Here is a 26,630-nt window from a genome sequence, read left to right as displayed (position 1 = left end):
AGCGCATGGAGTTGGGCCTTTCGCTCGGCACGCGAGCCTTTGCCGCAGGGTGCCGCGCGTGACGCCGCTCGCAGGGATCCGCGTCCTGGATTTCTCCAAGGTGCTGGCGGGGCCGCTCTGTGCGCAGTGGCTGGGCGATCTCGGTGCCGAGGTGACGAAGATCGAGCCGCCGCGCGGCGGCGACGACACGCGCGGCTGGCCACCCTTCCGCGGCGGTGTCGGCGCGGTGTTCCTCAGCGCGAACCGCAACAAGAAGTCGCTCGCGCTCGACCTCAAGACCGAGGCGGGGCGCGACGCCGCACGCCGCATGGCCGCGCAGGCGGATGTGCTGATCGAATCCTATGCGACGGGCGTCGCCGACCGCCTGGGCATCGGGGCGGAGGAGATGCGCGCGCTGAACCCGCGCCTGGTCTACTGCTCCATCTCCGGCTTCGGGCGGACCGGGCCGCTGAAGGACGGGCTCGGCTACGACGTCATCCTACAGGCCTTCAGCGGCATCATGGCGATGACGGGTGAGCGCGGCGGCGGCCCGGCGCGCAGCCCCTTCTCCCCGATCGACCAGTCGACGGGGATGAATGCCTTCTCCGGCATTCTCGCCGCGCTGCTGGAACGCCATCGCACCGGACAGGGATGCCGGCTCGAGGTCTCGCTGTTCGAGACCGCCGCGGCGCTGCTCGGCTACAACTTCCAGATCTTCTGGGAGAAGGGGAGCCTGCCGGAGAAGTGCGGGTCCGGCCATGAATCTCTCTGCCCGTACCAGGCCTTCGACGCGGCCGACCGGCCGGTGCTGATCGGCATCGCCAACGACAATCTCTGGCGCCGCTTCACCGCCGGCGTCGAGCGTCCGGAACTGGCCGAGGATCCACGCTTCCGCACCAATGCCGACCGGGTGGCCAACTTCGCCGAGACCGTGGCCGTCCTGCAGGCGATCGTCGCCACGCGCCGTGCCGATGACTGGGTGGAGTTCTGCCTGCGCATCGGCATCCCCTGCGCGGCGGTGAACACCATCGCCGACATGCTGGCGCATCCGCACATGGCCGCGCGCGGCATGGTCATGGACTACGACCACCCGCAGCTCGGCCCACTGAAGACGATGGCGCAGCCGATCCAGTTCGACGGCAGGAAGCGGACAGTCGGATCGCCGCCGCCGATGCTCGGCCAGCATTCGGCCGAGGCCCTGGCATCCTATGGTTTCGGTGCAGACGAGATCGCCGGGCTGCGCGCCGCCGGCGCGCTCGGCACGTCGTGAGAGGAAGGTCCCGATGATCGGACGAAGGCTCGTCCTCGCCACGCCCTTGCTGCCCTTCGCCGCTCAGGCGCAGGGCGGCGACGCCTTCCCCACGCGACCCCTGCGCGCCATCGTTCCCTTTCCGCCCGGCAGCGCGACGGATGGCGTGGCGCGCTTCGTCGCGGAGCGCATCTCGCGCAGCCTGGGCCAGCCGGTCGTCGTCGAGAACGTCACGGGCGGCAACGGCGCCATCGCCGCGCGGCAGGCCGCGCGCGCGGCGCCGGACGGGCACAGCTTCCTCTTCGCCACCAACTCGACCCATGCCGCGGCCGTGCACCTGATGCGCGAGCCCGGCTACGATCCGGTCCGCGACTTCGCGCCGGTGACTCTGACCAGCATCGCCCCGCTGGTGCTGATGGTCCGGGCCGACTTTCCGGCGACCGACGTGGCGGGCTTCATCACGGAGGCCAAGGCGCGGGGGAACAGCCTCAACTACGGGACCGGCAACATCGGCAGCCTGGCCGCGGCGCAGCTACTGATCAGCATCACGGGCATCTCGGCGGAACGTATCTCCTATCGCGGCACGCCCGCGGCGGTGACCGACCTGCTCGCGGGCCGGCTGCACTTCATGGTGAGCGACCTGGCCTCGGCGGGCGAGCATGTCCGCGCGGGCACGCTGCGCGCGCTCGGCGTCACGCCGGCGCAGCGCATCCCGATGTTGCCTGACGTTCCGACGCTGCAGGAAGCCGGCGTGCCCGGCTACGACTTTGCCTCCTGGGTCGCGGTCTTCCTGCCGTCGCGCAGCCCGGAGGCGGCGATCACCCGACTGAACCGCGAGATCCGCGCCGTGCTCGACAGCGAGGAGGGCCGCCGGTACTCGCTCGGCCTTGGTCTCGTCTCCTCGACCGGTACGCCGGAGGATCTCGCGCGCTTCCAGGCCCGCGAGATCGAGCAATGGGGCCGCATCGCCCAGGCCGCGGGCCTTCCGCGCGAATGAGCCGCGCGGCCGACGCGCCCCGGATCCGCGCCACGCGCGGCAGCAGCGAGTTCCGCATCGGCTTCCTGGTGCACGATGTCTCCCGTTTGCGGCAGACCGTGTTCGACCAGGCGATGAAGCCGCATGGCGTCACGCGCGCGCAGTGGTGGGCGCTGGCGCAGCTCACGCGGCATGACCCGGCGGGCGGCATGACGCAGGCGGAACTCGCGCGCGTGCTGGGGCTGGGCAAGGTGGCCGCTGGCGCGATGGCCGCAAGGCTCGAGGCGGCGGGCCTGGTGTCCCGCCGGCCGGATGCCTCGGACCGGCGGCTGAACCGCGTCTATCTCACCGCGCGGGGCGGGCGCGTGCTCGACCGCATGATCGCGGTCGGGCGCGAACTGAACGAGACCTTGCTGCGCGGCCTGCCGCGCGAGGATGTCGAGGCCGCGGATCGCGTCCTCACCGCGCTGCGCAGCCGGCTCGGCGCCAGGCTGCGCGGGGAAAGCCTCTAGGCCGCGGCGGCGGCCTCGCGCAGCGCGGCGCGATACTCCGCGCCGAGCCGGGCGACGAGTTCGGCGATCGAGGGCACGTCCTCGATCGCGCCAACGCCCTGCCCGGCCGACCAGATGTTCTTCCACGGGCGCTTGTCATGGTCGCCGACATGGGTGCCGGCGGCCTCGGGCAGGTTGTCGGGATCGAGGCCCGCGGCTGCGATGCTCGCGCGAAGGAAGTTGGCGTGCACCCCGCTGATGGCGGGCGTGTAGACAATGTCGGCGGCCTTCGCCTGCACCACCATGTCCTTGTGCGCCTGCACGGCCATGCTTTCGCGCACCGCGATGAAGCGCGTGCCCATATAGGCCATGTCGGCGCCGAGCATGAGCGCCGCGGCGATGTGCCGCCCGGTCGAGATCGCGCCCCCCATCAGCAGCGGGCCCGCGTAGATCGCGCGCAGTTCCGGCAGCAGCGCGAAGGGGCTGAGCCGCCCGGCATGGCCGCCGGCACCGGCGCAGACCGCGATCAGCCCGTCCACCCCGCCTTCGATCGCCTTCACCGCGTGGCGCATGTTGGTCACGTCGTGGAAGACCAGGCCGCCATAGGACTGCACCGCGGCGATCACCTCGGGCACGATGCCGAGGGAGGTGATCACCAGCGGCACCTTGTGCCGCACCGTCGCGGCGAGGTCGTCCTTGAGGCGCGCGTTGGACTTGTGGACGATCAGGTTGATGCCGAAGGGCGCGGCACGCGGGATGGCGGCGAGGCGCTCTCCGATCTGCGCGAGCCAGGCGTCGTAGCCCTCGGTGGTGCGCTGGTTCAGGGCGGGGAAGGTGCCGACTACCCCGGCCCGGCAGGCCTCCACCACATAGTCGGGCCCCGAGACGAGGAATTGCGGCGAGGCGACGACGGGCACGGACAGGCGGCCCTCGAAGATCGCGGGAATGGGCATCGGCGTTCCGTTCTCCTGTCGCGCGGAAGGCGTGTCCTGCGACAGCCCGCCTGCACCGTTTCCTCTGGAAGCCGAGCCTAGGCGATCGCGATTCGGTGGGGAACCGGTGGACCGGCGGCGCACGCAGCGCCGGGCCGGAAGGAGCCAGCGGGCGATCTGCGGCGGGACAGCAGAGACCGGGACTTTCGCGGCGACCGGCCGTGCCGCATCCTCCGAGGCTGCGGGCATGGTGACGCGCGTGCTCCGTGTGAACGCCTTGCCGACGGGCTGACCGATGACCGCACCGACCCTGCCGCCGAGCCTCTATGCCGCGACCGCGCGCCCGGCGCCCCATACGCCGCCGCTCGACGGCGATGCCTCGGTCGATGTGCTGGTGGTCGGCGCGGGCTTCACCGGGCTGTCCACCGCGCTGCACCTGGCCGAGGCAGGCACGCGCACCATGGTGCTCGAGGCCGCGGAGCCGGGCTGGGGTGCCTCGGGGCGCAATGGCGGGCAGGTGAACCCTGGCCTGAAGTTCGATCCGGACGAGGTCGAGCGCGACTTCGGGCCGGAGCTCGGCGCGCGCATGGTCCGCTTCGCCTGGGGTGCGCCGGAGACCACCTTCGGGCTGATCCGCCGCTGGCAGATCGCCTGTGATGCGCGGCAGGGCGGGACGATGCGCGCCGCCTATCAGCCCCGCCATGCGGATGGCGTGCGGCGATCCGCCGAGCAGGGCATCCGGCGCGGCATGCCGGTGACGCTGCTGGAAGGGGAGGCGGCCCGCGCCGCGACCGGGCATGACCGCTACCTCGCGGTGATGCTGGATGCGAGCGGGGGCGACGTCCAGCCGCTCGACTATGCGCGCGGCCTGGCCGGGGCCGCGCAGCGCGCCGGCGCGATCGTGCATGGCCACACGCGCGTCACCTCGCTGCGGCGCGAGGCGGGGTCCTGGCACGCCACCACCCCGACGGGGACGGTGCGCGCCGACCATGTCGTGCTCGCCACCAACGGCTACACGGACGGGCTGTGGCCGGGGTTGCGGGAATCAGTGGTGCCGGTGTTCAGCTCGATCGCCGCGACCGCGCCGCTCGACCCCGGGATCGTGGCGGGCATCATGCCGCACCGCGGATCGCTCTACGAAAGCGGGCACATCACCGTGTATCTGCGGGTCGACCAGGCAGGACGGCTGCTGATCGGCGGGCGCGGCCCGCAGCGGCCGATCGCCGACCACCGGTCGGTGCAATACCTGATCGACTATGCGGAAACGCTCTGGCCGCAGCTGCGCGGCGCGACGTGGACGCATGGGTGGAACGGCCAGCTGGCCATGACGAAGGACCATTATCCGCACATCCACGCGCCGGCGCCGGGTCTTTATGCGTGCCTCGGCTACAACGGGCGCGGCGTCGCGCTGGCGACGGCCATGGGCGGGGAGATCGCGCGGCTCGTCTCCGGCACGCCGGCGGGCGACATCGCGATGCCGGTCACCGGGATCCGCCCCATCGCCTTCCATCGCTTCTGGCGCATGGGCGTCATGGCGAAGGTGATGGAAGGGCGGATCCGGGATCGCCTGGGTCTGTAGCGCAGGCGAACGGAAACGGCTCTAGGTCCGCATCACCAGCCGTCCGGCCTCGGCATGGTCGGCGAGTTCCCGCAGCGTCGCGAAGTGATAGTGCGGCTCGGTGCGTTCCGCGGCGATGGTGCCGCCGGCCCCCTTCATGCCCATGCGCCGTTCGATCCAGCACACCGTGTAGCCGAGGCGCCTGGCCACGCCGATGTCGTGGTACTGGCTCTGCGCGACATGCAGGATGTCGGCCTGCGTGAAGCCGTCGCGGCTCAGCCGCCCGCGGGTGAAGGCGAAGTATTGCGGGTCGGGCTTCTCGCAGAGCGCCTCGTCCGCCGTGACCGTGTCGTGGAAGGGATGGCCCAGCCGCGCGGACATCAGGTCCAGCGCCCAGCGTGCCGCATTGGTCATGGCGACGAGCTTGTAGCGCCGGCCGAGACGCTGCAGCGCCTCGATCGAATCCGCGAAGGGCGGCCAGTCGCGGGCCGATTGCGCGAAGCCCTTGGCGATGGCCGCATCGGCCGGCAGGCCGAACTGCGGCGCGATCTCCCCGTAGACCCGTTCGAGGTCGTCGGGGAAGCGCCAGGCCTCCTTCGACCCGCGCGACAGGCGATAGGCGTCGAGGATGGCGGCGTCGGTCACCTTTTCCGCCGCAGCGCCGCAGGCGCCACGCAGATAGGCGAGCAGCCCCGCCTCGAAGTCGATGATGGTGCCGACCACGTCGAAGGTCAGGACCTTCGGTTCACGCTCCGCCATGGGATGCTTCCTCGTTCCTGGATACGATGTCGTCACTCTGCGCGCCGCCCGGCGGCAGCGCCGGCGCGAAGCGGGGACCGCGGCGGCGCATGATCCCGTATCGCGGCCCGGCCGCGGCAGGATCCCCTGCGGTCAGGTGTCGAAGAACTTCTCCAGCGGGTAGTGCCGCTTCACGAAGACCGACTTGATGACGACGTAGCTGAAGTACTTCTCGATGCCGATGTTGCGCGCCAGCAGCTCCTCGATGATCTCCTGGTAGTGCTGGATGCTGCGGGTGAGGAACTTCAGCATATAGTCGTAGCCGCCGCTGACCAGATGGCATTCGAGCACTTCGTCGACGCCGCGGATTGCCGTCTCGAAGCGGGAGAAATCCTGCATCCGGTGGTCGGCGAGCGTCACCTCGGTGAAGATCGAGGTGGTGTCGCCCAGCTTCCGCATCGAGATGTCGGCGCCGTAGCCGAGGATGTAGCCCGCCTTCTCGAGCCGCTTGACGCGCACCAGGCAGGGGCTCGCGGACAGGCCCACCGCGTCCGCGAGCTCGACATTCGTCACCCGCGCATTCTTCTGCAGATGCGCGAGGATGCGCAGGTCGATGCGGTCCAGCTTCGGCAGGCCCGGGTCCATCGCGGTGAAATCTCCCTGGACCGGACGGTAGGATCTGCGGCGGCGCGATGACAAGCACCGCCGCAGGGTCAGTAGCCGCGGGCCGGGTCGACCACGCCGGCCATGGGTTCGCCGCGCTCATGGCGTTCGAGGTTGGCGAGCACCGCCTCCACCGCCGTCTCGGGCTGGGTCATGCTGGCGATGTGCGGCGTCAGCCAGATGCGCGGATGGGTCCAGAAGGGGTGGCCCTGCGGCAGCGGCTCGGGGTCGGTCACGTCGAGGATGGCGCTGGACAGCTGCCCGGAGTCGAGCGCCGCCAGCAGATCCTGCTGCACCAGATGTCCCCCGCGCCCGGTGTTCACCAGCGCGGCGCCCTTCGGCAGCCGCGCGAACAGGTCCCGGTTCAGGATGCCGCGTGTCTGGTCCGTCAGCGGCAGTAGGCAGACCAGGATGTCGCAACCGGCCAGGAAGCCCGGCAGCGCCGCGGCGCCCGCGTGGCAGGTGACGCCCGGCACCGCGCGCGGGGACCGGCTCCAGCCCGACAGCGCGAAGCCGAAGGGGGCCAGCGCCGCCAGCACCGCGCGGCCGAGCTCGCCCAGGCCCAGGATGCCGACCCGCCGCGTCGCCGCGCGCCGCACGCGGATCTTCCGCCAGGCACCCTCGCGCTGGTGGTTGAGGTAGTCGGGCATGTCGCGATGGATCGCGAGCACGGCCATGGTCGCGTATTCGACCATGGCGTCGATGATGCCGGGTTCGATCATGCGCACCAGCGGCACGCCGGGCGGCAGCGTCGAGAGGTCGAACTGGTCGACACCCGCGCCGGTCGAGAACATCACCTCGAGGTTCGGGAAGCGCGTCGCGACGTCGGGCTGCGGCACCCAGGCCGCCATGTAGCGGATCGCGGCCGGATTGCCGGTCTCGGGCCAGATGTGGAAGGGCAGGTCGGGCCGGCGTTCGGCGAAAAGCCGCGCCCATTCGCGGCCGAGGACCGGGTCCGCCTTGTAGAGGAACGCCATCAGCCGAGCGCCTGGCTGACGAGGGCGAAGGAGCGCACGGCCGCCGGCGCCGGCGGGCGGCCGCGGACCATGCGCGTGACGGTGTCGACCTCCGGCAGGCCGACATCCTGGAGCCAGGGGGAGAGCAGGGAATCCTCGGTCACGTCGATGCGGATGAACTCGCCCTGCCGGTGGCCGAGCCAGTGCGCCACCAGCAGCCGCGCGGCCTCCGGGTCCGGCGCGATCACCGGGCCGATCACCTTGCCGCGGCCGAAGCGGCGCAGCATGGCGAAGCCGCTCGCCACCCCGTCGCGGTCGAGCACGATGCCTTCCGCATCCTCGACCAGGGCGGCGAGCAGCTGGCCGCGCGCCATGCCGGTCGCGGCGGTGTCGAGCGCGGCGAGCACCGCGAGGTCGGCGCGCCCCGCCGGGCGCAGGCGTTCCCCCGCGCGCGGGGCATGGAAGCCGACGCTGAAGGCGGCGCCCTGGTGCTGGCGGATCGTGGCGGTCGGCGCGAAGCCGAGCCGCGCGTAGAGCGGTTCGCCCGCCGGGGTGGCGTGCAACTGGATGCCCCGCGCGCCGAGGCCGGCCATCACCGCATCCATCAGCCGCCCGCCCAGGCCGCGTCCCTGCAGGTCCGGCGCGACGATGACCATGCCGAGCGTTCCCCAGTCCGGCCCGAAGGGCCAGCACATCGCGGTGCCCACCAGGCGGCCGCCGGCCTCGAGCGCGAAGCCCTCCCCGAGGGCGAGGGCGAAGTGCCAGTCCTCGACGCGGTGGGGCCAGGCGACGGCGGCCGACAAGCCCTGCGCCGCCACGAGATCCCCCGGGACCAGCGCCCGCATCAGCGGCTGCAGTGCCACCTTCGCCTTCATCCTCATCCTCCGTCCGGCACCGCGAGGCTGGACCGCCCTGCGAAGCATGGGCTTCCGAATGTCGTCGCGATTCGGGATTTTCCACTTCGCCGCGCAGGCAGCCGCTGCCGTGCGGCCACGCGCAAACGGCATGATCTGCGCCGCGCGGGCGCATGCAGCGACTTCCCTGCGCCCGCGGGCCGCATAGCATGGCGATGCAGAGACCTGGGAGTGCCCGCGATGAGCGTGATCCGGCCGAAGTTCGTGACCTTCGACTGCTATGGGACGCTGACCTGGTTCCGGGTCGGCGACGTCACGCGCGGCCTCATGGCCGACCGCGTCCCGGCGGAGCGCATGGACGCCTTCCTGAAGGATTTCGGCTGGTACCGCTTCGACGAGGTGCTGGGCGCCTGGAAGCCGTACGTCGACGTGCTCAAGGCCTCGCTGGAGCGAACCTGCAAGCGCCACGGCGTCCCGTTCCGCGAGGCCGATGGCCAGGCGATCTACGACGCGGTCCCGACCTGGGGCCCGCATCCGGACGTGCCGGAGCCACTGAAGCGCGTCGCCGCGCGCGTTCCGCTGGTGGTGCTGTCCAATGCCTCGGACGACCAGATCCTGAAGAATGTCGCGCTGCTCGAAGCGCCCTTCCACAAGGTCTACACGGCGCAGCAGGCGCAGGCCTACAAGCCGCGCATGCAGGCCTTCGAGTACATGTTCGACATGCTCGGCTGCGGGCCTGAGGACGTGCTGCACGTCTCGGCGAGCTACCGCTACGACCTGATCCCGGCCTACGGTCTTGGCGTGACGCACAAGCTGTACATCAACCGCGGCTACGAGCCCGAGATCCCCTATTACGGCGCCCACCAGGCGACGAGCATCGAGGGCCTCGCGCAGCTGATCGGCGTGTGAGGGCGCCATGAAGCTCGCCTCCTACTGGCTCGAATCCTCGACGCCCTTCGCCGGCGCGGCGGCGGGGCCGGTGGAGGGGCGCGCCGACGTCGCGGTGATCGGCGGCGGCTTCACCGGGCTGTCCGCGGCGCTGGCGCTGGCGCGCCGCGGCGCCTCGGTCGTCGTGCTGGAAGCGGGGCGGGTCGCGGCGGGCGCCTCGGGGCGCAACGGCGGGCACGTCAACAACGGCACCTCCCACGACTACGCGGGATTGGCGGCGAGCCTCGGGGTGGAGCAGGCCCGCGCGCTCTATCGCGCCTTCGACGACGCGGTCGACACGGTCGAGCGCATCGTGCGGGAGGAGCAGATCCAGTGCGACTTCCGCCGCAGCGGCAAGATCAAGCTCGCGGCCAAGCCGGCGCACTACGACAAGCTCGCCCGCAGCTTCGAGGTGCTGAACCGCGACTGCGACCCGCAGACCGAGCTGGTGCCGCGCGAGCGGATCCGCGACGAGGTCGGCTCCGACGCCTTCTTCGGCGGGCTGCTCTATCGCAAGAGCGCGATGATGCACATGGGCCGCTTCGGCGCCGGCATCGCCGATGCCGCAGTACGGGCCGGGGCGCGGATCTTCGAGGAGGCGCCGGTCACGGCGTTGCAGCGCCTCAGCGGCGCCGCGCACCGCGTCACGACGCCGAGCGGCACGATCGAAGCCGCGCAGGTGCTCGTCGCGACGGGGCCGAGCCGTCAGGGCCCCTTCGCCTGGTTCCGCCGCCGCATCGTGCCGGTCGGGTCCTTCATCGTCGTGACGGAGCCGCTGCCGCCCGCGATGCTCGACAGCATCATGCCGACGCGGCGCACCGCGACGACGACGAAGCACATCGGCAACTACTTCCGCATCTCGCCCGACGACCGGCTGATCTGGGGCGGTCGCGCGCGCTTCGCGATGTCCAATCCCACCGAGGATGCAAAGAGCGGCGAGGTGCTGCGCGCCCAGCTGCGCGCCGCCTTCCCGCAGCTGAAGGACGTGCGGCTCGACTATTGCTGGGGCGGCCTGGTCGACATGACCGAGGACAGGCTGCCGCGCGCCGGCGAGCAGGACGGGCTGTTCTACGCCATGGGCATGTCGGGCCACGGCGCGCAGATGTCGGTGCATCTGGGCCAGCAGATGGCGAAGGTGATGGCCGGCGAGCGCGAGGCCAATCCGTTCCGCGCCCTCGACTGGCCGGCGATCGCCTTCAACTACGGAACGCCATGGTTCCTGCCGCTGGTCGGCGCCTGGTACAGCCTCAAGGACCGGCTGGAATAGCCGCGCGGAGGAGGTCCGCCTCTTCCCGGTGGCACAGGATCTCCGCCCCCTTCGAGAGCATCCGCCGCGGCGGGGCGACGAGGTCGCAGGTGCCCGGGATCGCAAGGCCGCAGCGCGGGAAGAAGGCGCAGGCGGGCTTGGAAGTCTCCGTCACCTCCGGTCCGCGCACGCTGCCGCGTTCCTCGAGCCAGCCCTGGCGCAGCTCGGGCACCGAGGAGATCAGCAACTCGGTGTAGGGATGCCAGGGCGCTTCCTGGATCGCGCGGCGGCTGCCGGCCTCCACGCGTTCCCCGGCATAGAGCACCATCACCTCGTCGCAGACCGACCGCACCGTGTGCAGGTCGTGGCTGATGAACATGGTCGACAGGCCCAGTTCGCGCCGCAGCTCGTCCATCAGGTCGAGGATCGCCGCGCCCACCACGGTGTCGAGCGCGGAGGTGACCTCGTCGCAGAGGATCAGGTCCGGCTCGGCGGCGAGGGCGCGGGCGAGGTTCACCCGCTGCTTCTGCCCGCCGGAAAGTTCGCCCGGATGGCGGTCGGCCAGGGCGGCGGGCAACTGCACCAGGTCCAGCAGGCGGCGCACGCGGCGGTCGCGGTCCGCCCCCCGCGCCCCGTGGAAGAACTCGATGGGGCGGCCGAGGATGCCCGCGACGCTGCGGCGCGGGTTGAGCGCGGTATCGGCGCTCTGGAACACCAGCTGGATGCGCCGCAGATGCGACGGCGTGCGCTGCGCGAGCGCCGGCGGCAGCGCCTGGCCGTCGAGCAGCACCTCCCCCCGCGCGGCGGGCAGCAGGCCGGCGATGACGCGCGCGAGCGTGCTCTTGCCGCTGCCGGATTCGCCGATCACGCCGAGGGAGGAGCCGCGGCGGATGGTGAAGTCGATGTCGCGCAGCACGGGCACGGCGGGCATGCCGTCGGCGCCGGTGCGCCCGTAACCGGCCGACAGGCCGCGCACCGTCAGCAGCGGTTCCGTCTCGGGGGGCGCCTCGGCGCCGCGGGGCACCGGGTCGGCGGCGGCGAGCAGGCTTTGCGTGTACGCGTTCTCGGGCGCCGCGAGGATGCGCGCCGTCGGGCCCGTCTCCTGCATCTCCCCGTTGCGCAGGACCAGGATGCGGTCGGCCATCTGCGCGACGACCGCGAGGTCGTGGGAGACATAGACCGCCGTCGTGCCGCTGCCCTTCACCACCTGCTTGAAGGCGCGCAGCACCTCGATCTGCGTGGTGACGTCGAGTGCCGTGGTCGGTTCGTCCAGCACCACCAGCTCGGGCTCGGCGATCAGCGCCATCGCCGCCATCAGGCGCTGCAGCTGCCCGCCGGAGACCTGGTGCGGGTAGCGCGCGCCGATGCCCTCCGGGTCCGGCAGCGCGAGGGCGCGGAAGAGATCGACGGCGCGTCTCTCCGCGGCTTCCCGGCTCGCGACGCCGTGCAGCAGCGCCATCTCCGTCACCTGCGCCATGACGGTGCGGGAGGGGTTGAAGGCGGCCGCCGCGCTCTGCGCGACATAGGAGACGCGACGGCCGCGGAAGTGCCGCAGCTCACGGCGGGACAGGGCGAGCACGTCGGTCTCGCCGAGCCGGATGCTGCCGCCGGCGATGCGGCAGCCCGGCCGCGCATAGCCGAGCAGGGACAGCGCGATCGTCGTCTTGCCCGAGCCCGATTCACCGATGAGCGCGAGGACTTCCCCCTTCTCGAGCGCGAAGGAGGCGCCGCGGACGATCGGCACCTCCTCCCCCGCCGCGTTGCGGGCGCGGACCTCGAGGTCCCGGACCTCCAGCTGCGGGGCCATCAGCCGGCCTCGCCGGCGCGGCGGCCGCCGCTCAGCACGTCGATGGCGAGGTTCACGCCGATGGTGAGCGAGGCGATGGCGAAGGCGGGCATCAGCACCGCCGGGGCGCCTTCGTGCAGGCCGGCCATGTTCTCCCGCACCAGCGATCCCCAGTCGGCATTCGGGGGCTGCACGCCCAGGCCGAGGAAGCTCATCCCCGCCAGCAGCAGGACGATGTAGACGAATCGCAGCCCGAAATCGGCCAGCACGGGACCGATGATGTTCGGCAGCACTTCCTCCCGCACCAGGTAGAGCGTTCCTTCGCCCCGCGCGCGGGCGACGGTGACGAAGTCCTGCGCATTGACCGTGACGGCGAGCGACCGCGCGATGCGATAGGCGCCCGGCGTGTAGATGATGCCCGCCATCAGGATCAGCACCGGCACGGACGATCCGAAGGCGGCGACGACGACGAGGGCGAACATCTTGCTCGGGATGGAGATGAGCGTGTCGAGCGCCCGGCTGATGAACCCGTCCACCAGCCCGCCCCAGACGGCCGCGCACATGCCGAGCAGCAGGCCCGATCCGCTCGCGATCAGCGCGGCGACCAGGGCGACGCCGACGGTGTAGCGCGCCCCGTGCAGGACCCGGCTGAACATGTCCCGGCCGAGATAGTCGGTGCCGAAGGGATACTCGGCGCTGACCGGCAGGAAGACGTCCATGTCGACGATGGCACCGGCCTCGTGCGGCGCGACCGCCGGGCCGAAGACCGCCATCGCCACCCAGAAGCCCAGGATGACGAGGCCGACGATGCCCCCGATGGAGAGGCGGCGGAGGATCCCCGTCATCGGTGGCGCAACCGCGGATTGGCGAGGATCGCGACGACGTCGGCCGTGGTCACCAGGACCAGGTAGGCCGCGCAGAAGATCATGGCGCAGGCCTGGACCACCGGCAGGTCGCGCGTCGCGACGCCGTCGACCATCAGCTTGGCGATGCCCGGGTAGTTGAAGATCGTCTCGACGATGATGACGCCGCCGAGCAGGTAGGACAGGCTGAGCGCCACGGCATTGGCGATCGGCCCGATCGCATTCGGCAGGGCGTGGCGCAGCACGACGCGGAACGGCCCGACGCCCTTCAGCACCGCCATCTCGACATAGGGCGCGCGGAGCTGGTCGATGATCGCCGCGCGCGTCATGCGCACCATCTGCGCGATGATGACGCAGCACAATGAGAAGACCGGCAGCGCGAAGACGCGGAAGAACTGCGCGACCGAGGTGATGTCGGTTGCCGCCGACAGCGCCGAGAGCCAGCGCAGGTGTACCGCGAAGACGATCACCGCCGCGGTGGCGACGAGGAATTCCGGCACCGAGACGACCGACAGCGTCAGCATCGACACGGCGCGGTCATAGGCGCCGCCCCGCCACATCGCCGCGGTGATGCCGATCGTCAGCGCGAGCGGAACCGAGACCGCCGCCGTCGCCGCCGCCAGCATCAGCGAATTCGGCAGCCGCGACCCGATCAGCTGCGCCACCGGCACGCCGTTCGCGAGCGAGCGCCCGAAATCCCCGGTGATGAGCCCGCCGAGCCAGTGCAGGTAGCGGACATGGCCGGGCAGATCGAGGCCGAGCTGCGCGCGCAGCCCGGCCACCGTCTCGCGCGTCGCATACTGTCCGAGCAGCTCCTCGGCGGCATCGCCCGGCAGCAGGCTGGTGATCGCGAAGATCGCGAGCGAGACCAGCAAGAGCGAGACGATGCCGAGGCCGAGCCGCGCCGCGACCAGCCTCAGCATGGCCGCGCGCCCGTCACCTCAGGACTCCAGCCAGACATGCTGGGCGAAGTCGAAGCCCATCAGGTTGCCGACCGGGATCGCACCGAGGCCCTTGAGCTTCGACGAATGGCCGTCGAGCAGGCTCTGGAAGACCGGGATGCCGATGCCGGACTCGTTGTGGATCATCACCTGCATGTCGGCATACATCTGGCGCCGCTTCGCCTCGTCCGTCTCGGCCCGCGCGGCGCCCAGCAGCTGGTCGAACTGCGGGTTGCGCCAGGCGCTCTCGTTCCAGGCCGCGTCGGACTTGAAGAAGAGCGTGAGCAGGATGTCGGCCGAGGGCCGCGGGTTGATCGACCCGAAGCCGATCGGGTGCTTGAACCAGTGGTTCGACCAGTAGCCGTCCGACGGCACGCGCCGCACCTCGAGGTTCATGCCGATGCGCTGGCCGGTCTGCTGCAGCACTTGCGCCATGTCGACCGAGTTCGGCGCCGCCGGGGAGCACACCACCGGCAGCGTCGTGCTGCCCACGCCCGACTTCTGGAAATGGAAGCGTGCGCGGTCGAGGTCGAAGGGCCGCTGCGGCAGGCCGGGGAAGTAGAAGCGGTTGGTCGGGTCGATCGGCTGGTCGTTGCCGATGACGCCGTAGTTGCGCAGGATCGCGGTGCGCATCTGCGCCCGGTCGAACATGTACTTCATGGCCAGCACGAAGTCCGGGTTGTTCCCCGGCGCCTCGTTCAGCCGCATGATGAGATTGGTGTAGTAGCCGGACTTGGTCTCGAAGACCGAATAGCCCTGGGTCTGCTGGATGCGGCGGACCGAACGCGGATCGACGCCGCCGATCAGCTGCACGTCACCCGACAGCAGCGCGTTCACGCGCGCCTGTTCGTCGGGGATGCCGATGAACTCGACCTCGTCGAGATAGGGCTTGTTCTCCCGCCAGTAGTTCGGGTTGCGAACCCCGATGGAACGCACGCCGGGCTGGAACTCGCGGCAGAGGAAGGGGCCGGTGCCGATGGCGGTGGCGAAGTCGGTCGTGCCCGCCTTGATGATGTGGAAGTGGAAGGTCGCCAGCACCACCGGCAGGTCGGCGTTCGGCGCGTCGAGGGTGATCCTCACCTCGTTCGGGCCGGTCGCGACGATCTCCTGCATCGGCATCGCGAGCGAACGCGCGCGCGAGGCGGTGGCCGGATCCTTGTGCCGGTTCAGCGAGAAGACGACGTCCTCGGAGGTCAGCGGCTTGCCGTCATGGAAGGTGACGCCGCGACGCAGCTTGAAGGTCCAGACCGTCGCGCGGTCCTGCTCCCAGGATTCCGCCAGCGCCGGCTGCGGCGTCAGGCTGCCGTCGAAGGTCGTCAGCCCGTTGTAGAACATGTTGCAGCGGGCATAGTCGGTCGACAGCGACTGCTTCGCCGGATCGAGCGTGTCGGAGGTCGAGGTCGATGTCCCCGAGACCCGGATGCGCCCCCCGCGCCGTGGTTCCTGCGCCACGGCCTGGCCCGCCGCGCCGAGGATGCCGCCGGCCGTCGCCGCCGCCATGCCCCCCGCGCCGAGCATCGCCAGCATCTCGCGCCGCGACGCTCCGCGGCGCACCGCATCGAGCACCCGCGCCTCATCCGCCGCGCCCAGCATGGCGAGCGGCCCGTCAGTCCTTTTCGTCATCCCTGCCTCCTCAATGCCGGCGGTATGCCACCGGTGCGTTATGTCATCCCGGTCTCATGCTGCGCTCCGCGCCAGGGCGCGGTCCAGAAGATCCAGCCCTTCGTCAAGTTGCGCGTCCGTCGTCACCAGCGGCGCGAGGAAGCGGATCACGTTGCGGTGGACGCCGCACTTGATCACGAGCAGCCCTTCGTCCCGCGCGGCATCGATGATGCGCTGGGCCATGTCGGCGTCCGGCTTGCGCGAGGCGCGGTCGGCGACGATCTCCATCGCCAGCATGAAGCCGAGGCCGCGCACCTCCCCGATCGGGGCGTAGCGCTGCTGCAGCGCCTGCAACCCGGCGCGCAGCCGCGTGCCGAGCACCTCGGCGCGCGCCAGCAGCCCGTCCTGCTCGAAGGCGTCGAGCACGCCGAGCGCGGCGGCGCAGGCGAGGCCGTTGCCGCCATAGGTGCCGCCGAGGCCGCCTGGCGTCGGCGCGTCCATGATCTCCGCGCGGCCGACGACGCCCGACAGCGGCAGCCCGCCCGCGAGGCTCTTTGCCACCGTCACCAGGTCGGGGCGGAGGCCGGCATGTTCGAAGGCGAACAGCTTGCCGGTGCGGCCGAAGCCGCTCTGGATCTCATCCAGGATCAGCACGATGCCGTGCCGGCGCGCGAGATCCTGCAGCGCCTGCAGGAAGCCGGGCGGCGCCGGCAGGAAGCCGCCATCGCCCTGCACCGGCTCGATGAGGATCGCCGCGACCCGTTCCGGAGCGACCTCGGTCGCGAAGAGGTCTTCCAGCGCGGCGAGTGCATCCGCGCCGTTGACCCCGCGATACGGGTTGGGGAAGGGCGTGTGGAAGATCTCCGGCGCGAAGGGGCCGAAATTCTGGCGGTAGGGCGCGCTCATGCCGGTCAGCGTGGTGCCGAGCAGCGTCCGCCCGTGGAACCCGCCGCGGAAGGCGATGACCGCCGGCCGATTGGTGTGGGCGCGCGCGATCTTGACGGCATTTTCCACCGCCTCGGCGCCCGAGGTGAAGAAGGCCGCCTTATAGGCCTCACCGCCGCCCACCAGCGCCGAGAGCCGCCGCGCGAGATCGAGGTAGGATGGGTAGGCCGCGACCTGGAAGGCGGCGTGGGTGATGCGACCGAGCTGTTCCTGCACCGCGCCCACCACGCGCGGGTGGTTGTGGCCGAGGTTCAGCACGCCGATGCCGCCGACGAAATCGAGGTAGCGCCGCCCGTCCACGTCCCAGGCCTCGGCGCCCTGCGCGCGTTCCAGAACGATGGGATGGGCCGTCAGCACGCCGCGCGGCACGTGGCGCGTGCGTTCCTCGATCAGCGTTGCGGTCCTGTCGCGCGTCTCGAGCATGGTGCCACCGGTCCTGGGTGATCCGGCAAGCCTAGGAGGGCGCCTGCGGCGCGATCCGCTTCAAACGGGGCCGTGCTTGGGAGAGTTGCGTGTTGTGCGGCGGCTCCCCGGCAGAATCATCTGCCGCGCTCAGTCCGCCTCGGCGCCCGAGGCGCGGACCAGCGGGCCCCAGAGCTCCGTCTCGGCCCGCACATAGGCGGCGAAGCGATCCGGCCCATAGCCAGGCATCGATGGCGTGCCGAGGGCGGCGAGGCGCTCCGACACCGCCGGGTCGGCCAGGGCATGCTGCACGGCGGCCGACATCCGGTTCTGGATCGGCCGCGGCGTGCCGGCCGGGCCGAACAGGCCGAACCAGGAATAGGCCGGGTAGTCGGGCACCCCGGCCTCCTTCATCGTCGGCACGTCGGGCATCACCGGGGAACGCTGCTCGGAGGTGACGAACAGACAGCGCGCCGTGCCCGCCTGGTGGTGCGGCAGCAGCAGCCCGGTGATGTCGTGCATGAACTGGATCTGCCCGGCGACCAGGGCGGTGATGGTCTCGGCCCCGCTGCGATAGGGCACGTGCACGGCCTTGGCGCCGATCCGGGTGACGAAGTTCGCGCTGGCCAGGTGCCCGGTCGCGCCGATGCCGTTGCTGCCATACTGGTAGCGGTCGGGCGCCCCGCGCAGGGTCGCGATCAGCTGCCCCGGATTGGTGATGTCCCAGCCGCGCGTTGTGACGGCGAGGACCAGGGGCACGAAGACCGTCGCCGCGACGGGGGCGAGGTCGCGCAGCGGATCATAGGGCAGGCGCCGGTACAGCGCGGCGGCGATGCCGGTCGAGGACAGCGTCGCATGGACGAAGACCGACCCGTCCGGCGGCGCCTTCGCCACCATGTCGGTGCCGATGGTGCTGCCCGCGCCCGGGCGGTTCTCGATCACCAGCGGCTGGCCGAGGAACTCCGTCATCTTCGGCACCAGCAGCCGGATGGTGACGTCGGTGCCGCTGCCGGGGCCGAAGGGGACGATGATGCGCACCGGCTGGGACGGCCAGGTGCCCTGCGCCATCGCGGGGCGCACCAGCGCCGGCGCCGCGGCGGCCGCGAGAAGGAGCCCTCGGCGGAAAGGGGTCATCGCGGGTCTCCTTCGGAGGCGGCGAAGCGGGAGATCAGGAAGGGATCGATCGGCACGCCGGGGCTGCCCGTCGCGATCAGCTCGGCCATGGTGGCGCCGACGCCGGGACCGAGCTGGAAGCCATGGCCGCAGAAGCCGAAGGCGTAGAACAGGCCCGGCACCTTCGCACTCGGCCCCATCACCGGGATGTCGTCGCGCATGTAGCCCTCGACGCCGCTCCAGGTGCGGATGACCGACAGCGCGCGCACCGCGGGCAGCAGCCGCGCGAGGTAGGGCAGCTGCCGCAGCGTGTTGACCGGGTCCAGCCTGGCGCGCTTCGTATCGAGCGAGGCCTCGCTGCGCAGCCCGCCGCCGAAGACGATGTTCCCCCGCTCGACCTGGCGGAGGTAGACGCCTTCCTCCGTCACGTCGCTCGCGACGCCGAGCACGGGGGCAATGCGGTAGGGCACCGGCTCGGTCACGCCCATCTGCGGGCCGCGCGGCGTGATCGGCACCGGTTCGCCGAAGGCCTCGGCCATGCGCCCGCCCCAGGCGCCGGACGAGACCTGCAGGATCGGCGCACGGAACGTGCCGGCCGGCGTCTCGACCAGGAAGTCCTCGGCGGATTTCGCGATGGACAGCACTTCCGTCCGTTCCTGCACCTCCGCCCCGGCGCGGCGTGCGGCGCGGGCGAAGGCCGGCGCGGCGAGGCGCGGATTGGCATGCCCGTCGAGCGGCGAATAGGACGCCATCCGCGCCTCGGGCGAGAGGAACGGGAACCGCGCCCGCAGCGCATTGCCGGTGATGAGCTCGAGCTCGAGCCCATAGGGCCGGGCGTCCCGCGCATAGGCCTCGAGCTTGCCGATCGCGGCGTCGGAGAAGGCAACGCGCAGATGGCCGGAGGGCAGGAACTCGGCATCCTCGCCGATGACCTCGGGCAGGCGGCCCCAGATCTCGCGCGAGCGGTTGGCGAGCGGCAGCTGCGGCAGGAAGCGCCCCTGGCGGCGGACGTTGCCGAAATTCGTCCCGCTGGCATGGCTGCCGACCAGGTCGCGTTCCAGCAGGATGACGCTGACCCCGCGCTGGCGGAGGAATAAGGCGGTCGCCGCACCCATGAGCCCGCCGCCCACGATGATGACGTCGGCGCGGGTCATGGCGCGGCCTCCGTCGCCACGGGCAGCGGCTTGACGGGGGCGGCGCCGCGCAGGCGGCCCACGGCCTCGATGGGTTCGCCGCGCGCCGCGGCCAGGACCTCGGCTGCCGCGAGGCCGCACATGCGGCCCTGGCAGCGCCCCATGCCGGTGCGCGAGAAGGCCTTGGCGCGGTTGACCTCCGGCGCGCCGTATTCGCCGCCGGCGCGGCGCAGCGTGCCGGCGGTGATCGCCTCGCAGCGGCAGACCAGCGCTTCGTCCGGCAGGGCGGCGGCGAGATTCGCCGGCCAGGGAAAGGCGCGTTCCAGCCCGCGGCGGAAGCGCGTCATGGGCGCGAGGCGCCGGCGCAGCGTGACCATCTCGATCTCGTCCACCGCGGTGCCGAGGTCGCGCAGCGCGGCGCAGGCGGCAAGCCGCCCGGCGAGTTCCGCGGCATCCGCGCCGCGCACCTGGGCCCCATCGCCGGCGAGGTAGACGCCGGGCACGCCCGCCCGCCCGTCCTCGTCGGCGACCGGCAGCCATTGCCGCGCCCCGGCGTCGAAGGCGAAGGCGCAGCGCGCGAGGTCGGCGAGTTGCGTCTCGGACCGCAGCCCGTAGCCGATGCCGACCGCATCGCACTCCGTGCGGTGGTCCTGTCCCGTCGCGTCGCGCCAGCGCACCGCGGCGGCGCGGTCATCGCCTTCGATCGCGACCGGCATGATGCCCGTCGCGATCCGGACGCCCGCCTTCTGCAGGTCGCGCGTATAGGTCCAGCCCCGCACGACGAGGCCCGGCCGCGCCAGCATCCAGGGCAGGGCTTCGACGCGCTTCATGAAGGGGCTGGTGTCGAGCACCGCCTGCACCGCCGCGCCGGCCTTCAAGTACTGCCAGGCGACCAGGTAGAGCAGCGGCCCGGTACCCAGGAAGACCGGCCGCGCGCCGATGGTGCAGGCCTGCGCCTTGAGCGCGATCTGCGCGCCGCCGAGCGTCGTGACGCCGGGCAACGTCCAGCCGGGCAGCGGCATGACGCGGTCCGTCGCGCCGGTGGCGAGGATCAGGGCCGCGTAGGGCAGGCTTTCGCTGCGCCCGGCGGCGTTCACCAGCAGCGCGTTGTCGCGCGCGGCCCAGACCAGCGTCTCCGGGCGCCAGTCGACGCGCGGGCGCAGCGCTTCGGCCGCCGCGTGCAGCGCGCGGGCCTTGGCGGCCTCGGACCCGTAGAGCGCCTCGTGCGGGCGGGTGAAGCCCTCGGGCTGGCGGCGGTAGATCTGGCCGCCGTCGCGGGCGGATTCCTCGATCAGCACGGGCCGCAGCCCGGCCTCGACCAGGCGTTCGGCGGCGCGGATGCCGGCGGGGCCGGCACCGACGACGATCACGGGGCCGGCCATGGCGCCCCCCGCGTGACCACGCGCATTCCCTCCGCGACCGGCGTCGAGCAGGCGCGCAGGCGGCCGCCATCCTCGGTCCAGACCCAGCAATCCTGGCAGGCGCCCATCAGGCAGAAGCCGGCGCGCGGGCCGTCGCCGAACTCGCTTTCCCGCAGCCGCGCGCCGCTGGTCAGCAGCGCGACGAGCAGCGTGTCGCCCTCGAGCGCGCTCACCTCCGCGCCGTCCACGCGGATGCGGACGGCGCGCCGCTGCGTCTCGCCGACGCGATGAAGCAGTCCTGTCATGGTGGAAGGCTCGTCGTGCCGCGCGCCGGCTGTCCAATCGGCAATCGGTCCTGTTGCATAAGCCCGCCCTATGGGCCGAGGATCGGCGCATGAACGCCCGGCAGATCGAGGTCTTCCGCACCATCATGCGCCTCGGCACCCTCACCGGGGCGGCGCAGGCGCTCAACGTCTCCCAGCCGGCGCTGTCGCAGCTGCTGCTGCATGCCGAGGACCGGCTTGGCTACAAGCTGTTCCGCCGGCTGCGCGGCCGCCTGGTGCCGACGCCCGAGGCGCTGCAGCTCTACCCCGAGGCCGAGCGCCTGCACCGCGACATCGAGGGCTTCCGGCGGTTCGCGACGGATCTGCGCGACGGCGTGGCGGGATCGGTGCGCCTCGTCGCCTCCGCGCCGCCGTCGTTGTCCTTCCTGCCGCGCGCGCTGGCGGAATTCCGCGCCGCCATGCCGGGCGTGCGGCTGTCCGCCTATGTCGTGCCGGTCCAGGTGGCCGCGGAGATGCTCGGGCGCGGCGATGCCGACCTTGGCGTGGCGATGAGCGACGTCGCGACGCCGCTGGTCCAGGCCGAGACGATCGGCCATGTCGAGACCGTCTGCGTCCTGCCCGCCGGGCACCGGCTCGCGCGCCGCAAGGCGATCGGACCCGCCGACCTGACGGAGGAGACGCTGATCTCCTACCGCCCGGACAGTCTGCCGGGGCAGCTGCTGGCGCAGGAATTCGGCCGCGCGGGGCTGGCCTACCGCACCCAGGTCGAGATCGACGTGTCCATCATCGCGCTGTCCTTCGTGCAGCAGGGCATCGGGGTGGCGCTGGTGGACGGGCTGATCCCGTGGCTGAGCCATCCGGGGCTGGTGGTGCGACCCTTCCGCCCGCTGGTGCGATTGCCCATCGCGGTGCTGACCGGCAGCCGGCGGCCGCTGTCGCACCAGCAGGACCGGCTGCGGCGCGGCCTGCGCACCGCCTTCGCCGCCTATGCCGCCGAGCCCGCGGCGCGGGGGCTGCTGAGCCCGGCATAAGCCCCGCTTATCGCCGGACGCCGAATTCCTCTTGGACAGGGCGGCCGCGCGCGGGCGTGCTGGACCGGCATCACGGAGGCATCTCGGCCCATGGGCTGGCGGATCGGCGTCGACATCGGCGGCACCTTCATCGATTTCTGCGCGCTCGAGGACTCCTCGGGGCGCATGCACACGCTGAAGGTGCTGACCACGCCGGACGAGCCGGGGCGGGAGGTGCTGGAAGGCGTCGGCCTGCTGCAGGACCGCCATGGCCTCGACCCCGCCGCCGTCACCGCCTTCGTCCATGGCACGACGGTCGGCATCAACACGGTCATCCAGCGCAAGGGCGCGCCGCTCGCGCTGGTGACGAATGCGGGCTTCGAGGACGTGGTGGAGCTCGCGCGCCTGCGCATGCCCGAGATGTACAGCCTGTTCTGCGCCCGGCCGGAGCAGCTGATCCCGCGCGACCGCATCTTCGGCGTCGGCGGGCGCATCCTGGCGGACGGCAGCGAGGCCGAGCCGCTCGACGAAGCCGCGGTGCGCGAAGCCGCAGCGAAGGCGCGGGCGGCGGGCGCCGAGGGCATCATCGTCTCCTTCCTGCATGCCTACCGGAACCCGGCGCATGAGCGCGCGGCGCGGGCGATCCTCCGGGAGGCTGCGCCCGACCTGTTCGTCTTCGGCGCCGCCGAGATCTGGCCGGTGATCCGCGAATACGAGCGCACCACCACCGGCATCCTGAACGGCTACGTCCATCCGCGCGTCGATCGCTACCTCGGCTCGCTCGAGGCCGCGCTGGCGGCGCGCGGCGTCGCCGCGACGCCGATGATCACCAAGTCGAATGGCGGGATCATGCGCGCGGGGCTTGGACGGTCGTCCTGCGTGTCGATGCTGCTGTCGGGCACCGCGTCGGGCGTGATGGGCGCGGCCTTCCTGGCGCGCAACGCCGGGATCGACCGCGCGCTGACGCTCGACATCGGCGGCACCAGCGCCGACGTGGCGCTGATCCTGGACGGCGAGCCGCAGTTCGGCACCGGCGAACTGATCGGCGAGTTCCCGCTGCATGTGCCGAGCGTCTCCGTCTCCTCCATCGGCGATGGCGGTGGGTCGATCGCGACCGTCGACGGCTTCGGCATGCTGAAGGTGGGGCCCGAGAGCGCGGGATCGACACCGGGCCCCGCCTGCTACGGGCGCGGCGGGGATCGCGCGACGATCACCGACGCGATGGCGGTCTGCGGTCTGCTCGGCCATGTGCCGCTCGCCTATGCCTCGGTCTCGATGGATCGCGCCAAGGCGGCGGAGGTCGTCGGCCGCCTTGCGGTGCAGCTCGGCCGCAGCCCCGAGGAGACGGGTGAGGCGATCGTCGATGTCGCGATCTCCTCGATGTTCGCCGAGGTGAACAAGCTGGTCGCGCGCTACGGCGTCGACCTGCGCGACTTCACCCTGCTGCCCTTCGGCGGTGCGGGGCCGATGCTGGGCTGCCTGCTGGCGCGAGAGCTTGGCATCGGGCGGGTGATGATCCCGCGTCGGCCCGGCGTGGTGAGCGCGCTCGGCGGGCTGATCGCGGATGCGAAGAACGACGTGGTGCGGACGCTGTTCCTCGACATCGAGGAGGCGAACCTGCCCGCGCTGCAGGACGCGCTGCGCGACCTTCGTGCCGAGGGCGAGCGCTGGCTGCGCGAGGACCAGCATTACGCCGGCCCCGCCGCGATCCGCCTGACCGCCGACATGCGCTACCGCGGCCAGTCCTTCGAGATCGAGGCGCCGCTGGAACCGTCCTGGATCGAGGGCGGCGACCTCGATGCGCTGCGCGACGCCTTCCATCGTCAGCACGACGCCATCTACGACTTCCACGACGCCGAGGCGCCGGTGCAGGTGGTGAACCTGCGCCTTGTCGTGATCGGCGCGACGACGCCGCCCGAATGGCCCGAGGAGCCGCGCGTCGACGGCGCGCCCGTGCCCGAGCGCATGGTGCGCGCCTGGCTCGACGGCGCCTGGCGGGAGGTGCCGCTCTTTCTGCGCGCGGCGCTGCACCACGGCCATGCCTTCCACGGCCCCGCGATCGTGGCGCAGGAGGATTCCACCGCCTGCATCCCCGGCGGCTTCGCCGCCTCGGTCGATGCGCAGGGCAATCTCCATCTGGTGGCGGAGGGCTGAGCGCCATGGACAAGGTCACGCTTCAGGTCTTCGCCAACCACGCGCGCGCCGCGGCCGAGAACATGGCCTATACGCTCTATCGCACGGCGCATTCCACCTTCGTGAAGGAGACGGAGGACTTCACCGTCCAGGTCCTCGAGCCCGGCGGCAAGGTCGCGGCCGTGCCGATGGATTTCGGCGCCACCTGGTATCCGGGCATCGACTACGGCGCGGCGATCGGCATGATCGACGACTACGAGCCGGGCGACATCGGCTTCACCAACGATCCCTACAGCGGCTACCTCGCGACCCATGTGCCCGACCTGCACATGTGGAAGCCGATCTTCGAGGATGGCGAGATCCTCGCCTGGGCCGGCGGGCACATCCACAACACCGACATGGGCGGCGCGGTGCCGGCCTCGCTTTCCCGCTCGCTGACCGAGGTGCACCAGGAGGGCATCCGCTTCCCGCCGATGAAGATGTACCGACGCGGGGAGCTGAACGAGGAGGCGCTGCGCGTGATGCTGCTCAACGTGCGCAAGCCGGAGCAGAACCTCGGCGACCTCAAGGCCTTCACCGGCGCGCTCAACACCGGGGAGCGCAAGCTGCGTGCGATGATCCGGAAGTTCGGCGTGGACGGCTTCCGCGCGGGCCTGGCCGGGGTGCTCGACTATGCGGAGCACCAGGCGCGGGAGGTGCTGCGCTCCATCCCCGATGGCGAATACGTTTTCTCGGACTATTGCGACGAGGACGGGCCGAACGGGAATCCGGTGCGGCTCGCGCTGCGGCTGGTGATCAGGGGCGAGGAGGCAATCCTCGACTTCACCGGCACCGACCCGCAGCTGACCTCGGCGCTGAACGTGCCGACCGGGAACCATCCGCGGCATACCCTGCTGCTGGTCGGCGTGTTCTACGTGCTCTACACGCTGAACCCGCAGATCCTGCTGAATGCGGGGCTGACGCGGCCCTTCACCTGCATCGTGCCGGAGGGCACGGCGCTGAACCCGACCTTCCCGGCCGCGGTGGGGATGCGCAGCCTGACCTGCGCGCGGCTGCGCAGCCTGATCTTCGGCGCCTTCGGCCTTGCCGTGCCCGACCGCATGCCGGCCGCGCCCGCGGGGTCGTCCTCCATCATGAACGTGATGACGACGGACAACCGCACGCGGCGCACGGTGCTGGCGGCGATCAACCCGATCGTCGGCGGCGGCGGCGGCATGCCGACGCGTGATGGGACCAACGGGTCGGGGGCGGACAGCGCCTACCTCAAGAACACGCCGGTCGAGATCACCGAGACGGAGGTGCCGATCCGCATCCTGCGCTACGGGCTGATGCCGGATACCGGGGGCGCGGGGCGCTGGCGGGGCGGACTCGCTACCGCGCTCGACTTCACCGTCTTCGCGCCGAATTCGCGCGTGACCGCGCGCAACCGCGACCGCTGCCGCTTCCGCCCCTGGGGAATCCTGGGCGGCAAGGCGGGCGCGCCGTCGGACTTCGTGCTGAATCCGGGCACGGCGCGGGAGAAGGTGCTGGGCAACATCGACCTGGTGACGATGGATCCCGGCGACGTGCTGCACATCCATTCGCCGGGCGGCGGTGGTCGCGGCTGTCCGCTCGACCGCGAACCGGAACGCGTGCTGATCGATGTCCGGCGCGGCTATGTGTCGGCGGCGGCGGCCGAACGGGACTACGGCGTCGTGGTGCGTGACGGCGGGATCGACGCGGTGGCCACCGCGACCCTGCGCGCCGTGCTGCGCGCCGCCTGCCCCACCACAGCCGCGCATTTCGACTTCGGGCCGGAACGCGAGGCGCATGAGCAGGTCTGGACCGCGGAAGGCTACGCCGCGATGGCCGAGATCATGCGGTCGCTGCCCACGCATTGGCGCTTCTTCGTGAAGACGCACCTCTTCGCCATGGTGAACGCCCCGCTCGGGGAGGGCGGCATGGCGGTGCGGGAGGCCTTCGGGCGGTTGCGGCAGGCCTATCCGGGTCTCGACGCCTGACCGCCGGCTTTGCTAGCCGCGGGCGGGAGCATTCGCCCGCAGCAAGGCCGCGTTGAGCGCGCCGGCGAAGGTCACCCAGGCGAGGTATGGCACCAGCAGCCAGGCGGCGAGCGCGTCATGCGTCGCGAAGGCCACGATGGTCGCGAGGATGGCGAGCCACAGCAGCGCGAGTTCCGCCAGGGCAAGGTCCATCCGTCGCAGGCCGAAGAAGATCCCGGACCATGCGCCGTTCAACAGAAGCTGCAGCGCATAGATCGTGAAGGCCCCGGCGGCGCCGGCGAGGCCGGCCTTCCGCCAGACGAGCCAGCCCGAGACGGCGATCATCAGGTAGAGCATCGTCCAGGCCGGCCCGAACAGCCAGTTCGGCGGGCACCAGCGCGGCTTGCGCAGCGACTGGTACCAGCTGTCCGGCGGGAAGAACGCGCCCGTGCTCGCCACCGCGGCGACCGCGGCGATGAAGCCGAGCAGGGCGACGATCTCCATCATGC

General features: G+C 71.6%; 24 protein-coding genes. 9 read left to right on the top strand and 15 right to left on the bottom strand.

The window, feature by feature from the left end:
- Positions 1 to 58 precede the first annotated feature (58 nt).
- From GWK15_RS18315 to GWK15_RS18305, 3 genes are read left to right on the top strand one after another with little or no spacing between them, the layout of a single operon-like run.
- Complete coding sequence (locus GWK15_RS18315; RefSeq protein ID WP_209442288.1) at positions 59 to 1,249, top strand: CaiB/BaiF CoA transferase family protein; 1,191 nt, start codon at positions 59 to 61, stop codon at positions 1,247 to 1,249.
- 13 nt (positions 1,250 to 1,262) lie between these two features.
- Positions 1,263 to 2,225 (top strand): Bug family tripartite tricarboxylate transporter substrate binding protein, encoded by a 963-nt coding sequence (locus GWK15_RS18310; RefSeq protein ID WP_168042823.1) that lies wholly within the window; start codon positions 1,263 to 1,265, stop codon positions 2,223 to 2,225.
- A complete protein-coding gene (locus tag GWK15_RS18305; RefSeq protein ID WP_168042822.1) occupies positions 2,222 to 2,716 on the top strand; it encodes a MarR family winged helix-turn-helix transcriptional regulator in 495 nt (164 codons plus the stop codon). Before GWK15_RS18310 ends, GWK15_RS18305 begins: the two co-directional genes overlap by 4 nt.
- Here GWK15_RS18305 and GWK15_RS18300 read toward each other — a convergent pair.
- The gene (locus GWK15_RS18300) at positions 2,713 to 3,648 is read right to left on the bottom strand and encodes an NAD(P)H-dependent flavin oxidoreductase (RefSeq protein WP_168042821.1); all 936 of its coding nucleotides are present in this window, start codon (positions 3,646 to 3,648) and stop codon (positions 2,713 to 2,715) included. The two genes, GWK15_RS18305 and GWK15_RS18300, sit on opposite strands and share 4 nt — an antisense overlap.
- A 274-nt stretch (positions 3,649 to 3,922) precedes the next feature.
- Here GWK15_RS18300 and GWK15_RS18295 point away from each other — a divergent pair, with 274 nt between their 5' ends.
- On the top strand, positions 3,923 to 5,206 hold the full coding sequence (locus tag GWK15_RS18295; RefSeq protein ID WP_168042820.1) for an NAD(P)/FAD-dependent oxidoreductase: 1,284 nt from the start codon (positions 3,923 to 3,925) through the stop codon (positions 5,204 to 5,206).
- A gap of 21 nt (positions 5,207 to 5,227) precedes the next feature.
- Here GWK15_RS18295 and GWK15_RS18290 read toward each other — a convergent pair whose 3' ends face one another.
- From GWK15_RS18290 to GWK15_RS18275, 4 genes are all read right to left on the bottom strand, one after another.
- A complete protein-coding gene (locus tag GWK15_RS18290) occupies positions 5,228 to 5,944 on the bottom strand; it encodes an HAD-IA family hydrolase (RefSeq protein WP_168042819.1) in 717 nt (238 codons plus the stop codon).
- 132 nt (positions 5,945 to 6,076) lie between these two features.
- Entirely contained in the window at positions 6,077 to 6,568 is a 492-nt protein-coding gene (locus GWK15_RS18285) for an Lrp/AsnC family transcriptional regulator (protein WP_168042818.1), read from the bottom strand.
- Between the two features lie 68 nt (positions 6,569 to 6,636).
- Positions 6,637 to 7,563, bottom strand: coding sequence for a 2-hydroxyacid dehydrogenase (locus GWK15_RS18280; protein WP_168042817.1), 927 nt, complete (start codon positions 7,561 to 7,563; stop codon positions 6,637 to 6,639).
- Positions 7,563 to 8,417, bottom strand: a complete 855-nt coding sequence (locus GWK15_RS18275; RefSeq protein WP_168042816.1) for a GNAT family N-acetyltransferase — start codon at positions 8,415 to 8,417, stop codon at positions 7,563 to 7,565. The genes GWK15_RS18280 and GWK15_RS18275 overlap by 1 nt, the downstream gene beginning before the upstream one ends.
- Before the next feature lie 219 nt (positions 8,418 to 8,636).
- Between GWK15_RS18275 and GWK15_RS18270 the strand changes: the two genes are divergently transcribed.
- Positions 8,637 to 9,305, top strand: a complete 669-nt coding sequence (locus tag GWK15_RS18270; RefSeq protein WP_168042815.1) for a haloacid dehalogenase type II — start codon at positions 8,637 to 8,639, stop codon at positions 9,303 to 9,305.
- Between the two features lie 7 nt (positions 9,306 to 9,312).
- On the top strand, positions 9,313 to 10,590 hold the full coding sequence (locus GWK15_RS18265) for an NAD(P)/FAD-dependent oxidoreductase (RefSeq protein ID WP_168042814.1): 1,278 nt from the start codon (positions 9,313 to 9,315) through the stop codon (positions 10,588 to 10,590).
- On the opposite strand, the gene GWK15_RS18260 is transcribed toward GWK15_RS18265, so the two are convergent.
- From GWK15_RS18260 to GWK15_RS18220, 9 genes are all read right to left on the bottom strand, one after another.
- Entirely contained in the window at positions 10,571 to 12,376 is a 1,806-nt protein-coding gene (locus GWK15_RS18260) for an ABC transporter ATP-binding protein (RefSeq protein ID WP_168042813.1), read from the bottom strand. The two genes, GWK15_RS18265 and GWK15_RS18260, sit on opposite strands and share 20 nt — an antisense overlap.
- A complete protein-coding gene (locus GWK15_RS18255; RefSeq protein WP_168042812.1) occupies positions 12,376 to 13,200 on the bottom strand; it encodes an ABC transporter permease in 825 nt (274 codons plus the stop codon). Before GWK15_RS18255 ends, GWK15_RS18260 begins: the two co-directional genes overlap by 1 nt.
- The gene (locus tag GWK15_RS18250; RefSeq protein WP_168042811.1) at positions 13,197 to 14,141 is read right to left on the bottom strand and encodes an ABC transporter permease; all 945 of its coding nucleotides are present in this window, start codon (positions 14,139 to 14,141) and stop codon (positions 13,197 to 13,199) included. The genes GWK15_RS18255 and GWK15_RS18250 overlap by 4 nt, the downstream gene beginning before the upstream one ends.
- 18 nt (positions 14,142 to 14,159) lie before the next feature.
- The gene (locus GWK15_RS18245; RefSeq protein ID WP_168042810.1) at positions 14,160 to 15,782 is read right to left on the bottom strand and encodes an ABC transporter substrate-binding protein; all 1,623 of its coding nucleotides are present in this window, start codon (positions 15,780 to 15,782) and stop codon (positions 14,160 to 14,162) included.
- A gap of 54 nt (positions 15,783 to 15,836) precedes the next feature.
- Positions 15,837 to 17,129: a 4-aminobutyrate--2-oxoglutarate transaminase gene (gene gabT, locus GWK15_RS18240; protein ID WP_168042809.1), complete on the bottom strand. Its 1,293-nt coding sequence runs from the start codon at positions 17,127 to 17,129 to the stop codon at positions 15,837 to 15,839.
- Positions 17,130 to 17,258: 129 nt separating this feature from the next.
- Complete coding sequence (locus GWK15_RS18235; protein ID WP_168042808.1) at positions 17,259 to 18,242, bottom strand: Bug family tripartite tricarboxylate transporter substrate binding protein; 984 nt, start codon at positions 18,240 to 18,242, stop codon at positions 17,259 to 17,261.
- A complete protein-coding gene (locus GWK15_RS18230; protein ID WP_168042807.1) occupies positions 18,239 to 19,375 on the bottom strand; it encodes an NAD(P)/FAD-dependent oxidoreductase in 1,137 nt (378 codons plus the stop codon). Before GWK15_RS18230 ends, GWK15_RS18235 begins: the two co-directional genes overlap by 4 nt.
- A complete protein-coding gene (locus GWK15_RS18225; protein WP_168042806.1) occupies positions 19,372 to 20,736 on the bottom strand; it encodes an NAD(P)/FAD-dependent oxidoreductase in 1,365 nt (454 codons plus the stop codon). The genes GWK15_RS18230 and GWK15_RS18225 overlap by 4 nt, the downstream gene beginning before the upstream one ends.
- A complete protein-coding gene (locus tag GWK15_RS18220; protein WP_168042805.1) occupies positions 20,721 to 21,020 on the bottom strand; it encodes a (2Fe-2S)-binding protein in 300 nt (99 codons plus the stop codon). Before GWK15_RS18220 ends, GWK15_RS18225 begins: the two co-directional genes overlap by 16 nt.
- A gap of 89 nt (positions 21,021 to 21,109) precedes the next feature.
- On the opposite strand from GWK15_RS18220, the gene GWK15_RS18215 reads away from it, so the two are divergent.
- The 3 genes from GWK15_RS18215 (at position 21,110) to GWK15_RS18205 (ending at position 26,142) form a co-directional block, all read left to right on the top strand.
- Positions 21,110 to 22,030: a LysR family transcriptional regulator gene (locus GWK15_RS18215; protein WP_168042804.1), complete on the top strand. Its 921-nt coding sequence runs from the start codon at positions 21,110 to 21,112 to the stop codon at positions 22,028 to 22,030.
- A gap of 90 nt (positions 22,031 to 22,120) precedes the next feature.
- Positions 22,121 to 24,163 (top strand): hydantoinase/oxoprolinase family protein, encoded by a 2,043-nt coding sequence (locus GWK15_RS18210; protein ID WP_168042803.1) that lies wholly within the window; start codon positions 22,121 to 22,123, stop codon positions 24,161 to 24,163.
- Between the two features lie 5 nt (positions 24,164 to 24,168).
- Positions 24,169 to 26,142, top strand: coding sequence for a hydantoinase B/oxoprolinase family protein (locus GWK15_RS18205; protein WP_168042802.1), 1,974 nt, complete (start codon positions 24,169 to 24,171; stop codon positions 26,140 to 26,142).
- Between the two features lie 12 nt (positions 26,143 to 26,154).
- On the opposite strand, the gene GWK15_RS18200 is transcribed toward GWK15_RS18205, so the two are convergent.
- Positions 26,155 to 26,628, bottom strand: a complete 474-nt coding sequence (locus tag GWK15_RS18200; RefSeq protein ID WP_168042801.1) for a TspO/MBR family protein — start codon at positions 26,626 to 26,628, stop codon at positions 26,155 to 26,157.
- Between the last annotated feature and the right edge of the window lie 2 nt (positions 26,629 to 26,630).

The organism is Neoroseomonas oryzicola, assembly GCF_012163135.1.
Lineage (GTDB): Bacteria > Pseudomonadota > Alphaproteobacteria > Acetobacterales > Acetobacteraceae > Neoroseomonas > Neoroseomonas oryzicola.
This window is presented reverse-complemented; position numbering and strand designations above follow the sequence as displayed.

Excerpts from the sequence above, each read along its gene's own strand:
- GWK15_RS18270 (WP_168042815.1), top strand. The coding sequence starts at position 8,637 with ATGAGCGTGATCCGGCCGAAGTTCGTGACCTTCGACTGCTATGGGACG.
- GWK15_RS18200 (WP_168042801.1), bottom strand. The coding sequence starts at position 26,628 with ATGATGGAGATCGTCGCCCTGCTCGGCTTCATCGCCGCGGTCGCCGCG.
- GWK15_RS18230 (WP_168042807.1), bottom strand. The coding sequence starts at position 19,375 with ATGACCCGCGCCGACGTCATCATCGTGGGCGGCGGGCTCATGGGTGCG.
- GWK15_RS18220 (WP_168042805.1), bottom strand. The coding sequence starts at position 21,020 with ATGACAGGACTGCTTCATCGCGTCGGCGAGACGCAGCGGCGCGCCGTC.
- GWK15_RS18205 (WP_168042802.1), top strand. The coding sequence starts at position 24,169 with ATGGACAAGGTCACGCTTCAGGTCTTCGCCAACCACGCGCGCGCCGCG.
- GWK15_RS18285 (WP_168042818.1), bottom strand. The coding sequence starts at position 6,568 with ATGGACCCGGGCCTGCCGAAGCTGGACCGCATCGACCTGCGCATCCTC.
- GWK15_RS18210 (WP_168042803.1), top strand. The coding sequence starts at position 22,121 with ATGGGCTGGCGGATCGGCGTCGACATCGGCGGCACCTTCATCGATTTC.
- GWK15_RS18250 (WP_168042811.1), bottom strand. The coding sequence starts at position 14,141 with ATGCTGAGGCTGGTCGCGGCGCGGCTCGGCCTCGGCATCGTCTCGCTC.
- GWK15_RS18290 (WP_168042819.1), bottom strand. The coding sequence starts at position 5,944 with ATGGCGGAGCGTGAACCGAAGGTCCTGACCTTCGACGTGGTCGGCACC.
- gabT (WP_168042809.1), bottom strand. The coding sequence starts at position 17,129 with ATGCTCGAGACGCGCGACAGGACCGCAACGCTGATCGAGGAACGCACG.
- GWK15_RS18280 (WP_168042817.1), bottom strand. The coding sequence starts at position 7,563 with ATGGCGTTCCTCTACAAGGCGGACCCGGTCCTCGGCCGCGAATGGGCG.
- GWK15_RS18245 (WP_168042810.1), bottom strand. The coding sequence starts at position 15,782 with ATGACGAAAAGGACTGACGGGCCGCTCGCCATGCTGGGCGCGGCGGAT.
- GWK15_RS18265 (WP_168042814.1), top strand. The coding sequence starts at position 9,313 with ATGAAGCTCGCCTCCTACTGGCTCGAATCCTCGACGCCCTTCGCCGGC.
- GWK15_RS18275 (WP_168042816.1), bottom strand. The coding sequence starts at position 8,417 with ATGAAGGCGAAGGTGGCACTGCAGCCGCTGATGCGGGCGCTGGTCCCG.
- GWK15_RS18225 (WP_168042806.1), bottom strand. The coding sequence starts at position 20,736 with ATGGCCGGCCCCGTGATCGTCGTCGGTGCCGGCCCCGCCGGCATCCGC.
- GWK15_RS18300 (WP_168042821.1), bottom strand. The coding sequence starts at position 3,648 with ATGCCCATTCCCGCGATCTTCGAGGGCCGCCTGTCCGTGCCCGTCGTC.
- GWK15_RS18255 (WP_168042812.1), bottom strand. The coding sequence starts at position 13,200 with ATGACGGGGATCCTCCGCCGCCTCTCCATCGGGGGCATCGTCGGCCTC.
- GWK15_RS18310 (WP_168042823.1), top strand. The coding sequence starts at position 1,263 with ATGATCGGACGAAGGCTCGTCCTCGCCACGCCCTTGCTGCCCTTCGCC.
- GWK15_RS18305 (WP_168042822.1), top strand. The coding sequence starts at position 2,222 with ATGAGCCGCGCGGCCGACGCGCCCCGGATCCGCGCCACGCGCGGCAGC.
- GWK15_RS18235 (WP_168042808.1), bottom strand. The coding sequence starts at position 18,242 with ATGACCCCTTTCCGCCGAGGGCTCCTTCTCGCGGCCGCCGCGGCGCCG.
- GWK15_RS18215 (WP_168042804.1), top strand. The coding sequence starts at position 21,110 with ATGAACGCCCGGCAGATCGAGGTCTTCCGCACCATCATGCGCCTCGGC.
- GWK15_RS18295 (WP_168042820.1), top strand. The coding sequence starts at position 3,923 with ATGACCGCACCGACCCTGCCGCCGAGCCTCTATGCCGCGACCGCGCGC.
- GWK15_RS18260 (WP_168042813.1), bottom strand. The coding sequence starts at position 12,376 with ATGGCCCCGCAGCTGGAGGTCCGGGACCTCGAGGTCCGCGCCCGCAAC.